This is a genomic window from Variovorax sp. TLI9-5A, from assembly GCF_056867935.1.
Window position 1 is genome coordinate 1,916,265 of sequence record NZ_CP200310.1, and the last position, 12,953, is coordinate 1,929,217.

Below are 12,953 nucleotides of genomic sequence, written 5' to 3' on the forward strand. Positions count from 1 at the left end.
TGGGGGTGAGCCAATTCTTTCAGAACTGTCAGTTAGTCGACAGCGAGGGGTTTGATGGGGGTGCCTAGAGTGCCCTCATCATGGTTCTTTCCGACGTACCTCATCTCCCGCGCGCAGCCCTCGCGCTGGCCGCCTTGCTCCTTGCGGGCTGCGCCGTCGGCCCCGACTACGTCCGCCCGCAGCTGGACGTGCCCGCTGCCTTCAAGGAAACCGGCGGCCCCTGGAAGACCGCCGCCCCGCAGACCATCGACGCCGACCATCCCTGGTGGGATGCCTACGGCGACGTCACGCTCAGCGCGCTGATCGTGCAGGCCAACGCGGCCAACCAGAACATCCGCGTGGCCGAGGCGCAGTACCGCCAGGCGCAGGCCATCACCGCGGCAGCGCGCGCCGGCTTCTTCCCCTCGGTGGGCCTCAACGCCGGCGCCACGCGCGCCCAGACCAACAGCACCGGCACCGTCAAGCTCGGCACCACCGACACCCTGGGCCTCGGCGCGAGCTGGGAGCCCGACATCTGGGGCGCGGTGCGCCGCTCGGTCGAGGCCGGCAATGCCAGTGCGCAGGCCAGCGCCGACGACCTGGCCGGCGCGCGGCTCAGCATCCAGACCACGCTGGCGCAGGACTACCTGCAGGTGCGCGTGATCGACCTGCAGCGCAACCTGTACGCCAGCACCACCGCCGCTTACGCCAAGGCGCTCGAACTCACGCAGCACCAATACGCGGCCGGCACCGTGCTGCGCTCCGACGTGGCGCTGGCGGAGAGCCAGCTCAAGACCGCGCAGGCGCAGGCCGTCGATCTGGATGCCCAGCGCAGCCAGCTCGAGCACGCCATCGCGGTACTGACGGGGCAGGCGCCCGCGTCGTTCTCGCTGCCGCCGCTCGAAACTTCGTCGCAGCCGCCCACCGCCGAATCGCTCTCGTCGGCCGCAGCGCTGCACCTGCAGCTGCCGGTCACGCCCGCAGGCCTGCCTTCGGAGCTGCTGGAGCGCCGCCCCGACATCGCCGGCGCCGAGCGCCGCGTGCAGGCGGCCAACGCCAACATCGGCGTGGCCAAGGCCGCCTACTACCCGCAGATCGTGCTCAGCGCCAGCGGCGGCTTCAGCGCGGCCACGCTGGGCACGCTGTTCAACACCCCCAGCCGCGTGTGGTCGCTGGGCGCGGCGCTGGCGCAGACCGTGTTCGACGGCGGCCTGCGCAAGGCCCACACCGACCAGGCCGTGGCCGCCTACGACGCCTCGGTCGCGCAATACAAGCAGACCGTGCTCGCCGGCTTCCAGCAGGTGGAAGACAACCTCGCCACCCTGCGTGTGCTCGACAACGAATCGGCGCTGCAGGCCGACGCGGTGCGCGCCGCGCAGCTCGCCGAGCGCCTGGCGCTGAGCCAGTACCGCGCGGGCACCGCCACCTATCTCAGCGTGGTGACGGCGCAGACGCTTTCGCTCACCAACCAGCGCACGGCCGCGCAGGTGCTCGGCCGCCAGCTGGCCGCCAGCGTCTCGCTGATCGCCGCCACGGGTGGCGGCTGGAGCGCCGCCGCAGATGCTGCACAGAAGACTTCCGGGAATTGATGCCATGACGACGACCGCAGAAACCACCACGCTCCCCCTGTTCCAGCGCCGCTCCACCTGGCTCGCGACTGCCACCCTGGTGCTCGTGCTGGGCGGCGGCGCCTGGGCGCTGACCCACCACGCGGCCAACGCAGCCAAGCCCGATGCGCCGAAGAGCCCGCCGGTGCAGGTGACCACCGCGCGCGTCGCGACGCAGACCGTGCAGGTCTATCGCTCGGGCATCGGCACCGTCGCCTCGATGGCCACCGTGACCGTCAAGGCGCGCATCGACGGCCAGCTCGACAAGGTCGGCTTCGTCGAAGGGCAGGACGTGAAGGCCGGCCAGCTGCTGGCCCAGCTCGACCCGCGCACGCTGCAGGCCCAGCTCGCGCAGGCGCAGGCCACCAAGGCCAAGGACCAGGCCACGCTGACGAATGCCCGCGCCGACCTCAAGCGCTACACCACGCTGCTCTCGCAGGACGCCGCCACGCAGCAGCAGGTCGATACGCAGAAGGCCCTGGTCAACCAGCTTGAAGCGGCAGTGCAGAACGACGCCGCACAGGTGCAGTACGCCGAGGTGCAGCTCAGCTTCACGCGCATCTCCTCGCCGATGAACGGCAGGGTGGGCGCGCGGCTGGTGGACCCGGGCAACATCGTCCACGCGGCCGACACCAACGGGCTGGTGGTCATCAACCAGATCGACCCCATCGCCGTGCAGTTCACGCTGCCTGAGGATGCGGTGCAAGACATCAACCGCGTGCAGCAGCAGAGCAGCCAGCCTCTCTCGGTGGTGGCTTATGACCGCAGCGGCACGCAGATGCTGGGCACGGGCAAGCTGATATTGCTGAACAACCAGATCGACACCACCAGCGGCACGGTGCAGCTCAAGGGCAGCTTCGCCAACCCGCAGCACACGCTGTGGCCCGGCCAGTACGTCAACGTGCGCTTGCAGCTCGACCGCCGGGCCGACTCGCTCACACTGCCCGCCGCCGCGGTGCAGCGCGGGCAAGACAGCACCTACGTCTGGACGGTCGATGCCGAGAACAAGGTCGCCAACGTGCCGGTGCACGTGGTGCAGATCGCCGACGGCACGGCCGTCATCGACAAGGGCCTGGAGGCCGGCCAGCGCGTGGTGGTCGACGGGCAGTACAAGCTCAAGCCCGGCGCTACCATCGTCGAGCCGCCGCCCGCCGCGAAGAGTGCAGTCAAGGACGCCGTGAAGGACGCGGCGAAGGTCGCCAGCAGCAGCGGGAGCAGCAATTGAGCATCTCCGCCGCATTCATCAAGCGCCCCATCGGCACCACGCTGCTGGCGCTGGCCATCCTGCTGGTCGGCGCGGCGGTGTTTCCGCTGCTGCCGGTGGCGCCGCTGCCGCAGGTCGACTTTCCGACCATCCAGGTCTCGGCCAACCTGCCGGGCGCCAGCCCCGAGACCATGGCGTCGAACGTGGCGCAGCCGCTGGAGCGGCAGTTCTCGCTGATCGCAGGGCTTTCGCAGATGACCTCGACCAGCGGCCTGGGCTCCACCCAGATCACGCTGCAGTTCGACCTCGACCGCAGCATCGACGCCGCCGCACTCGACGTGCAGGCCGCCATCAACGCCTCCACCGGCCAGCTGCCCGCCAACCTGCCGAGCCCACCCACCTTCCGCAAGGTGAACCCGGCCGACGCGCCCATCCTCATTCTTTCGGTGCAGTCGAAGACGCTGCCGCTGACCGAGGTGAACGACTACGCCGACAACATCCTCGCGCAGCAGATCTCGCAGATCTCCGGCGTGGGCCTGGTCAACATCGGAGGCGTGCAGAAGCCGGCGGTGCGCGTGCAGGTCGACCCCGCCAAGCTCGCCGCGCTGGGCCTGAGCCTGGAAGACGTGCGCACCGTGCTCGCCTCGGCCACCGTCAACGCGCCCAAGGGCACCATCGACGGGCCCAACCAGAGCTTCACCGTCTACACCAACGACCAGCTGCTGAAGGCCAAGCCCTGGAACGACGTGGTGCTGGCCTACCGCAACGGCGCGCCCATCCGCGTGAGCGACCTGGGCGTGGCGGTGGACGGCCCCGAGAACGCCAAGATCGCCGGCTGGGCCTACGCGGGCGCCGCCGCACCCGAAGGCAGCAACGTGCAGAACGGCCGTTCCATCGTGCTGGCCATCACCAAGCAGCCCGGCGCCAACGTCATCGAGACGGTGGACCGCATCAACGCCGCGCTGCCCAGGCTGAAGGCCTCGATCCCGCCGACGGTGGAGGTCAACGCCATCATCGACCGCACGCAGACCATCCGCGCCTCGGTGAAGGACGTGGAGTTCACGCTGCTGCTGACCATCGCGCTGGTGGTGGCCGTGATCTTCGTGTTCCTGCGCAACGTGCCGGCCACGCTCATCCCCAGCGTGACGGTGCCGCTCGCGCTGCTGGGCACGGTGGCGGTGATGTACCTGCTGGGCTACAGCCTCGACAACCTCTCGCTCATGGCGCTGACCATCGCGGTCGGCTTCGTGGTGGACGACGCCATCGTGATGCTGGAGAACATCTACCGCTACGTCGAAGAAGGCATGTCGGCCGTGGAGGCCGCGTACAAGGGCGCGGGCGAGATCGGCTTCACCATCATCTCCATCTCGGTGTCGCTGGTGGCGGTGTTCATTCCGCTGCTGCTCATGGGCGGCATCGTGGGGCGGCTCTTCCGCGAGTTCGCGGTGACGGTCACGCTCACCATCGTGGTCAGCGTGGTGATCTCGCTCACGCTCACGCCCATGCTGTGCTCGCGCTTCTTGAAGAACGAGCACGGCAGCAAGCACGGGCGGCTCTACCAGCTCTTCGAGCGCGGCTTCGACGCCATGCTCGGCGCCTACAAGCGCGGGCTGCATGTGGTGCTCGACCACCAGTTCATCACGCTCATGACCTTCATCGCCACGGTGGCGGCCACGGGCGTGCTGTTCGTGTTCATTCCCAAGGGCTTTTTCCCACAGCAGGACACGGGCTTCATCTCTGGCTTCGCCGAGTCGGCGCAGGACGCTTCCTTCGCGTCGATGAACGCCCGCATGGTCGAGCTGGCCGATGTGGTGCGCAAGGACCCTGACGTGACCGGCTTCGGCATGAACGGCAGTTCGTCGACCTACAACACCGGCAACTTCTACATCAGCCTGAAGCCCAAGGACGAGGGCCGTACCGCCACCGCCGACGAGATCATCGCGCGGCTGCGCCCGCAGCTGGCCAGGGTGCAGGGCGTGAACCTGTTCCTGCAGGCCGGGCAGGACATCCGCGTGGGCGGCCGCGCCTCGCGCACGCAGTACCAGTACACGGTGACCGACGCCAACCTCGACGAGCTCAACACCTGGGCGCCCAAGTTGCTGGAGCGCTTCAAGCAGCTGCCCGAAATCACCGACCTGGCCACCGACCAGCAGAACGCCGCCGCCTCGGCCGTGCTCACCATCGACCGCGACCGCGCGTCGAGCTTCGGCATTTCGCCGGCCACCATCGACGCCACGCTGTACGACGCCATCGGCCAGCGCCAGGTGGCGCAGTACTTCACCCAGCTCAACAGCTACCACGTGGTGCTGGAGGTGACGCCCGCGCTGCAGCAAGACCCGGCGCTCTTCAGCAAGCTCTACCTCAACTCGCCCATTACCGGCCAGCAGGTGCCGCTGTCGACCTTCGTGAAGGTGGACACCAGCAAGACCGCCTACCTCTCGATCAGCCACCAGGGCCAGTTCCCGGCCGTGACCATCTCGTTCAACCTCGCGCCGGGCCATGCGCTGGGCGACGCGGTGAACGCCATCAACAAGGCGCAGGCCGACATGGGGCTGCCGCAATCGCTCACCGGCTCGTTCCAGGGCACGGCGCAGGCCTTCCAGGACTCGCTGGCCTCGCAGCCCTACTTGATCGCGGCGGCGCTGGTGGCGGTGTACATCGTTCTGGGCCTGCTGTACGAGAGCTACATCCACCCGCTGACGATTCTCTCGACGCTGCCCTCGGCCGGCGTGGGCGCGCTGCTCATATTGATGGCGGGCGGCTACGACCTGAGCGTGATCGCGCTGATCGGCATCATCCTGCTCATCGGCATCGTGAAGAAGAACGGCATCATGATGATCGACTTCGCGCTCAAGGCCGAGCGCGAGCAGGGCATGACCCCGCACGACGCCATCTACCAGGCCTGCCTGCTGCGCTTCCGCCCGATCATGATGACCACCATGTGCGCGCTGCTCTCGGGCCTGCCGCTGATGCTGGGCCACGGCTCGGGCTCCGAGCTGCGCCGGCCGCTGGGCTACGCGATGGTCGGCGGGCTGATACTCTCGCAGGCGCTCACCCTCTTCACGACCCCGGTGGTCTACCTGTACCTCGACCGCGCCCACTACTGGTACCTGCGCCGCAAGGAAGCGCGCAAGGCCCGCAAGGCAGCGAAGCAAGGCAAGGCCCCCGTGCCCGCCGAGGTGCACGGATGAACACCGGCTGAGATCGCGGGGGTGGAGACAAAGACAAGAGGGCAGAAAGCGCCATGAAGATCCTGATAGTCGAAGACGAACTGAGAACCGCGGACTACCTCTCCAAGGGGCTGACCGAGCAGGGCTGCACCGTCGACATGGCGCACAACGGCATCGACGGCCAGCACCTCGCGCTTACGCACGAATACGACGTGATCGTGCTCGACGTGATGCTGCCGGGGCAGGACGGCTTCTCGGTGCTGCGCGCGCTGCGTGCCGTGAAGCAGACGCCGGTCATCATGCTCACCGCGCGCGACCGTGTGGAAGACCGCATCAAGGGCCTGCACGAGGGCGCCGACGACTACCTCGTCAAGCCCTTCTCCTTTCTCGAGCTGCTGGCGCGGCTGCAGGCACTGAACCGCCGCGGCCGCAAGCAGGAGCCGATGCAGCTACGCATTGCCGACCTGCAGATCGACCTGCTGGCGCGCAAAGCCTTCAGGGGCAGCACCCGCATCGACCTCACCGCCAAGGAGTTCGCGCTGCTGGCCGTGCTGGCGCGCCGCCAGGGCGAGATCCTCTCGAAGACCGCCATCGCCGAGCTGGTGTGGGACATGAACTTCGACAGCAACACCAACGTGGTCGAGGTCGCCATCAAGCGGCTGCGCGACAAGATCGACGCGCCCTTCAGCCCGAAGTTGCTGCACACCATACGGGGCATGGGCTACGTGATGGAGGTGCGCGATGCTGGCGGGGAGGGCGCGGCGCCGTGAAGCGCTCCATCACCGCGCGGCTGGTGATCATGTTCGCGGCCGTGGCGCTCGCCACCTTCGCGCTGGCCGGCTTCGCGCTGCACAACGTGCTGGCGCGCGAGTTGGAGCGGCACCAGTACGAGGAGCTCGACACCACGCTCAAGAGCCTGCAGTTCTGGATCAAGGCCATCGGCAGCCCCGAGCGCTGGTCGCGCGTGCAGGCGCGCATGGACGCGCTCACGCCCGAGGACGGCAGCGTGCGCTTCTGGGTGCTCAGCGACGACCCGCGCTTCCAGTACGGCAAGGGCCTGGCCGAGATCGACGGGCTCACGCGCGAGGCCAACGGCCACACCAGCGTCGTCGAACTGCCGGGGCAGGAGCGGCCGTTCCGTACCCTGTCGGTGCACATCGATCCCTTCGAGCAGCGTCCGGCCGTGCGGCTGATCGTCGGGCGCAACACCGAGCCCTATGCGCGCACGCGCCAGGCCTTTCTGACGGCGCTGGTCGCGCTTGGGCTGTGCGCGGTTCTGGTGGTGGCCGTGGCGGGCTACTGGATTGCGCGCGTGGGGCTGCGGCCGCTGGAGCGCTTGTCGAAGGAGGCGCAGGCGCTGCGGCCCAAGACGCTGTCGCAGCGGCTGCAGTCGGAGCCGCTGCCCGTGGAGCTCTCGGCGCTGGCCGAAGCCTTCAACGGCGCGCTGAGCCGTCTGGAAGAAGCCTACGGCCAGCTCGAAGCCTTCAACGCCGACGTGGCGCACGAGTTGCGCACGCCGCTGGCCAACCTCATCGGCAGCACGCAGGTGGCGCTGTCGCGCCAGCGCAGCGCCAGCGAGTTCCAGGAGGTGCTGCAGGCCAACCTCGAAGACCTGGAGCGGGTGCGCTCCATCGTCAACGACATGCTCTTTCTCGCGCGCGCCGATCGCGGCGAGGTGGCGACCGGGCTGGTGCTCACGCCGGTGGCGCAGGAAGTGCGCAAGACCATCGAGTTCTTCGAGTTCGTGCTCGACGAGACGCGCGCGCAGGTCGTCATCGAGGGCGACGTGCTGGCCGAGGCGCGGCTGGAAAGCGCGCTCTTCCGCCGCGCCATGTCGAACTTGCTGCAGAACGCCATCGAACATTCGAGGCCGGGCGCGCAGATCGCCGTCACGCTGCGCGAGGAAGCGGCCGCGACGTGGATCACCGTGTCGAACCCAGGCGAGCCCATCGACGCGCAGCACCTGCAGCACCTGTTCGACCGGTTCTATCGCGTCGACGAGGCGCGCAACGATGGGGGCGGGCACCACGGCCATGGCCTGGGGCTGGCCATCGTGAAGGCGGTGGCGAGCATGCACGGCGGGCAGGTCAGCGCATCGAGCGAAGAGGGTTGGAATACCTTCGGCTTCAGCGTAGCGCGCTCGCCCGAGAAAGCCGCCGGCTGACGATGGCTGAAGGCGCCAGGCAATGGCCTGTGCCCGGTACGTTCTTGGGCCATGCCGGACAATCGCTGCCGGCATGAACAGCACGCAACCCCCGCAACTTCCTCCGGCATCCGGGCCACGACAAGGGCAGCCATGGCGCAACTGATGTCCCTGCTCGTGCAGAACGCGATCCTGGTGGTGTTCGCCGCCAGCTTCGCCGCCCGCCTCGGGCTGCCCGTGCCGGCTGCGGCGGTGCTGGTGCTCACGGGCGCGCTGCTGGCGGCGGGAGACGTCTCGGTGGCCGGCGTGGTGGTGGCGGCCGTCATTGCCAACCTGCTGGGCGACGGGGCCTGGTTCTACGCGGGGCGGCGCTTCGGCTACCGCTTCATGCGCATGCTGTGCCGCATCTCCCTGTCGCCCGATTCGTGCGTGCGGCGTGGCGAATCCCTCATTTCAGACTGGGGCGGCCTCTCGCTGGTGGCCGCCAAGTTCGTGCCGGGCGTGTCGGTGGTGGCACCGCCGATGGCCGGGGCGCTGGGCATGTCGGTGCGGCGCTTCATTGGCTTCGACGTGGGCGCGGCGCTGGTGTGGACCGGGCTCTTCCTCGGGCTGGGCTGGGTGTTCCGCAACCAGATCCAGGAAGTGCTGGCCATCCTCGCGCAGGCCGGTGGCATCGCCACCGCGGCGGTGGCCGTGCTGCTGGTGGTGATTCTCGCGGTGCGCTACTGGCGCCGCCGCGCCTTCATGCGGCTCACGGGCATGCCGCGCATCTCTGTGGAAGAGCTGCACGAACTGCTCAGCGGCGAAGAGCCGCCGCTGGTGATCGACGTGCGCGGCAAGGCTGGCGTGCAGGTCGATCCGCGCCGCATTCCGGGGGCGCAGTCGTACACCCTCAAGGCGCTGCAGCAGCGCAGCCTCGACCTGTCGCACGCGGCGGGGCGCGACGTGGTTCTGTACTGCAACTGCCCCAACGAGGTGTCGGCCGCGCAGGCCGCGCGCGTGCTGCTGGCGCGCGGTGCGCGGCGGGCCCTGCCGCTCACGGGCGGGCTCGACGCCTGGGTGGCCTCGGGCCGGCCCACCAGCACGGACTGAACCGGGAAGGGCCAGCCCCTTCGCCTGCAGAAACCGGGCGCCCATGCTAAGGTGCCGCGCTCCGGGTTAACCCTTGGTTGGCCCCGCCTCCCGATACACCCCCCGCCAGCCAACGAGGCCCCTCGTGCCATCTCCTCAAGCTCCGCTTTCTTCCGGCGCACACGCACCCGGCCTCAGCCCGGCCCTCACGCTGGTCTTCGCCGTCGCATGCGGCCTGTGCGTGGCCAATATCTACTACGCCCAGCCGCTCATCGGCCCCATCTCCGACACGCTGCAGCTGCACGCCGGCCTGGCCGGGCTCATCATGGCGCTCACCCAGCTCGGCTACGGCGCGGGCTTGCTGCTGCTGGTGCCGCTGGCCGACGTGGTCGAGAACCGCAGGCTCATCGTGGGCGCGCTCTTCGGCGCGGTGATCGGGCTGGTGGGCATTGCGCTGTCGAACTCGGCCATCACCTTCCTGGCCGCTTCCTTCGTGGTGGGTACCTGCGCGGTCGCGGCGCAGGTTCTGCTGCCCTTCGCCTCGCACCTCGCGCCCGAGGCCACGCGCGGCAAGGTGGTCGGCAACATCATGGCCGGCCTGCTCGGCGGGATCATGCTGGCGCGGCCCTTCGCCAGCGTGGTGGCTTCCGCGCTGGGCTGGCGGGCGGTGTTCTGGGTGTCGGCCGTGCTGATGGCCACGCTCATCGCCGTGCTGTGGCGCGCGCTGCCGCAGCGCCGCCCGCACGCCTCGGTGGGCTATGCGCGCACCATGGCTTCGCTGCCCGGCATCGTGCTGAACACGCCGCTGCTGCGCCGTCGCGGCTTCTACCAGGGAATGATGTTCTCCGGCTTCCAGGCCTTCTGGACTGCCGTGCCGCTGGCTCTGATGCACGAGTTCGGCATGGGGCAGCGCGGCATCGCGCTCTTCGCCCTGGCCGGTGCGGCGGGCGCGTTGATGGCCCCCATTGCCGGCCGGCTGGCCGACCGTGGCCTGACCCGCCCGGCCACCGGCGCTGCCATCGTCGTTGCGCTGTTCTCCTTCGTGCTGGGCGCAGTCTCCATGCACTACCGCTCGCTGGCAGGGCTGGTCGCGGCGGGCATCCTGCTCGACGGCGCGGTGCAGCTTTGCCAGGTGCTCAACTTCCGCAGCCTCTTCATGCTCGCGCCCGAACTGCGCGGCCGTCTCAACGGCCTGTTCATGACCTTCATCTTCATCTGTGCGGCGGTGGCCTCGGGCATTGCGGCCGCGGTGTATGCCTTCCACGGATGGAGCGGGCTGTGCCTGCTGGGTGGCGGGTATGTGGTGCTGGCGCTGCTCTACTACGCGACGGAGTTCAGGCGGGTAGCCGCTCCAGCAGCCGTAGGCGGCTGATCCGGCACCTGGAGGTGCGGTGGTAGCCTTGCCACCCGATGAACCTCCGCACCAAGATCGTCGCCCTGGCCGTCGCACCATTGCTCATCGCGCTGGTGCTGGTGGCGCTGGCGGTGCGCCACCAGGAGCACGATCTGGCCGAGCGCGAGCGCGCCCTCATCGAGCGCAGCTACATGGCCCAGCGCCGCAGCGAGCTGCGCAGCTATGTCGACCTGGCCGTGAGCAACCTGCTGCCGCTGTACGAATCGGGCCAGGACGACGAGGCCACGCGCAACGAGGCGCTGCGCCGGCTGGCCGCGCTCAACTACGGCGACGACGGCTACTTCTTCGTCTACGACCTGGAGGGCAACTCCCTCATGCATTCGCGCCAGCCCGAGCTGGTTGGCCAGAACCTGTGGGAGCTGCGCGATTCGCACGGGCGCTACACCATCCAGGAACTCATCAAGGGCGCGAAGGAGAACGGCGGCGGCTACGTGGAGTACGAGTGGCGCAAGCCTTCGAGCGCGCAGATGGCGCCCAAGCTCGGCTACGTGACCGCGCTGCCGCGCTGGAACTGGATGGTCGGCACCGGCCTGTACCTCGACGACATCCAGTCGACCATGGACACCCTCGACCGGCAGATGAACGCCAACGTCACGGCCACGCTGCTGTGGATTGCCGGCATTGCCGCGCTGTGCCTCGGCGTGGTCAGCGCCGCCGGACTGCTGCTCAACCTCAGCGAGCACCGCACGGCAGAAGCCAAGCTGCGGCTGCTCGCGCGCCGCGTGGTGCAGTCGCAGGAAGAAGAGCGCGGCCACCTCGCGCGCGAGCTGCACGACGGCACCAGCCAGACGCTGGTGTCGGCCAAGCTGCTGATCGAGTCGGCTGTCGAAGCGCTCGACCGCCAGCAGCAGCCCGCGCCGCCCGCGCTCGCGAAGGCGCTGCAGCGGCTCAACGATTCGCTCATCGAGGTACGCCGCATCTCGCACCGCCTGCGCCCCGCACTGCTCGACACCCTGGGCCTGCCCGCCGCACTGGAGCGGCTGGTCGACGAGTTCAGGGAAGAGGGCGGCGGCGTCGATGCATCGATGATGGTCGGCGGCGAATCCTTCGAGCTGCAGCCCGAGGTGAAGACCGCGCTCTTCCGCCTCACGCAGGAGGCGCTGACCAACGTGCGCAAGCACGCCAGGGCGCAGCACGTGCACATTGCGCTGAGCTTCGACGAAGAAGAAGGCGTGCGCCTCGAAGTGAGCGACGACGGCACCGGCTTCGACATTCAGGCCGTGCAGCTCGACCCCCGGCGCGGCATCGGCCTGCGCAACATGCGCGAGCGCATGGAGGCCATCGGCGGGCGGCTCACCATGTGCAGCAACGCCGGGCGCACATCCATCGAAGCCGAAGTGCCGGCCCGCAGCGCGAAGGCGCAAACAGCAGCAGCATGACGACCGCACCCAAGCCCACGACACCCCCTTCGGCACCCGCAACGATGGTCCGCCTCTTCCTGGTGGACGACCACCCGCTGGTGCGCGACGGCCTGCGCGCAAGGCTCGGCTCCATGCCCAACCTCGAGATCGTCGGCGAGGCCGGCAGCGCCGCCGAAGCGCTGGAGCTGGTGGAAAGCCTGCGGCCCGACCTCATGCTCATGGACGTCGGCATGAAGGACATGAACGGCATCGAGCTCGCGGCACTGCTTCTGCAACGCCAGGGCGCGCCGCACGTCGTGATGCTCAGCATGTACGACAACCCCGAGTACGTGCAGAAGGCCCTGCAGGTGGGCGCGCGCGGCTACGTGCTGAAAGACGCGCCCGCGGCCGAGATCGTCGCGGCCATCGAGGCCGTGTCGGCCGGCGGCACATTCCTGAGCCCCGCCGTGTCGAAAAAACTCTTCCGCACGCAGGAGCCCAGGCCGCTGCTCACCCCGCGCGAGAGCGAGATTCTTTCAGCGCTGGGCCGAGGCGAATCGAGCAAGCAGATCGCGCGCGACCTGGGCCTGAGCGTGCGCACCGTGGAGGCGCACCGGCAGAGCATCAAGCGCCGCCTGGGCATCGAGGGGCAGGCCGAGCTCATCAAGTACGCGGTGGAACATGCGCGCGAATTCGGGCGCGATTCCTGAGCTGATGCAGCCGCTTCTGCAGCCTCTTTTTCGCTGATCGATCCCGCGACTGTCAGCGCTTTGTTGACTGGCGCCGCCGCCTCGCGATCAAGCGTAGGAATCGGCAGGTTCTGGGCAGAAAGTCACTTCTGCGCAGCCTGGTCTTCTATACAGTGAATGCCCCTGTGGTTGAACGACCCACCAAGTGGGCATGGAGGGCAGAGCACACAAAGACTTCTCTTGAGCGAAACCGCATTGCCTTGCGGCGGGCTGTCGGTGCGATTTGCATCGACGCGAACGTGAGGCACAAAAGGCGACGGCCAAGGTGTTCGCGCA

Annotated in this window: 9 protein-coding genes; all 9 read left to right on the plus strand. The window is 68.8% G+C overall.

The window, feature by feature from the left end; all coding sequences use genetic code 11:
• Positions 1-80: 80 nt before the first annotated feature.
• The 9 genes from AC1VNX_RS09395 (at position 81) to AC1VNX_RS09435 (ending at position 12,638) form a co-directional block, all read left to right on the plus strand.
• Positions 81-1,568 carry an efflux transporter outer membrane subunit gene (locus AC1VNX_RS09395; protein ID WP_483156454.1) on the plus strand — a complete coding sequence of 496 codons (1,488 nt, stop codon included), beginning with the start codon at positions 81-83 and terminating at the stop codon, positions 1,566-1,568.
• 4 nt (positions 1,569-1,572) lie between these two features.
• A complete protein-coding gene (locus AC1VNX_RS09400) occupies positions 1,573-2,811 on the plus strand; it encodes an efflux RND transporter periplasmic adaptor subunit (RefSeq protein ID WP_483156455.1) in 1,239 nt (412 codons plus the stop codon).
• Complete coding sequence (locus AC1VNX_RS09405; RefSeq protein ID WP_483156456.1) at positions 2,808-5,981, plus strand: efflux RND transporter permease subunit; 3,174 nt, start codon at positions 2,808-2,810, stop codon at positions 5,979-5,981. Before AC1VNX_RS09400 ends, AC1VNX_RS09405 begins: the two co-directional genes overlap by 4 nt.
• Positions 5,982-6,034: 53 nt before the next feature.
• Positions 6,035-6,730, plus strand: a complete 696-nt coding sequence (locus AC1VNX_RS09410) for a heavy metal response regulator transcription factor (RefSeq protein WP_483156457.1) — start codon at positions 6,035-6,037, stop codon at positions 6,728-6,730.
• Positions 6,727-8,124: a heavy metal sensor histidine kinase gene (locus AC1VNX_RS09415; RefSeq protein WP_483156458.1), complete on the plus strand. Its 1,398-nt coding sequence runs from the start codon at positions 6,727-6,729 to the stop codon at positions 8,122-8,124. The genes AC1VNX_RS09410 and AC1VNX_RS09415 overlap by 4 nt, the downstream gene beginning before the upstream one ends.
• Before the next feature lie 144 nt (positions 8,125-8,268).
• Positions 8,269-9,195: a DedA family protein/thiosulfate sulfurtransferase GlpE gene (locus AC1VNX_RS09420; RefSeq protein WP_483156459.1), complete on the plus strand. Its 927-nt coding sequence runs from the start codon at positions 8,269-8,271 to the stop codon at positions 9,193-9,195.
• Between the two features lie 124 nt (positions 9,196-9,319).
• Positions 9,320-10,546: an MFS transporter gene (locus tag AC1VNX_RS09425; RefSeq protein WP_483156460.1), complete on the plus strand. Its 1,227-nt coding sequence runs from the start codon at positions 9,320-9,322 to the stop codon at positions 10,544-10,546.
• A 38-nt stretch (positions 10,547-10,584) separates the two neighbouring features.
• Positions 10,585-11,967 carry a cache domain-containing protein gene (locus AC1VNX_RS09430; protein ID WP_483156461.1) on the plus strand — a complete coding sequence of 461 codons (1,383 nt, stop codon included), beginning with the start codon at positions 10,585-10,587 and terminating at the stop codon, positions 11,965-11,967.
• The gene (locus AC1VNX_RS09435; protein WP_483156462.1) at positions 11,964-12,638 is read left to right on the plus strand and encodes a response regulator transcription factor; all 675 of its coding nucleotides are present in this window, start codon (positions 11,964-11,966) and stop codon (positions 12,636-12,638) included. Before AC1VNX_RS09430 ends, AC1VNX_RS09435 begins: the two co-directional genes overlap by 4 nt.
• Positions 12,639-12,953 lie beyond the last annotated feature (315 nt).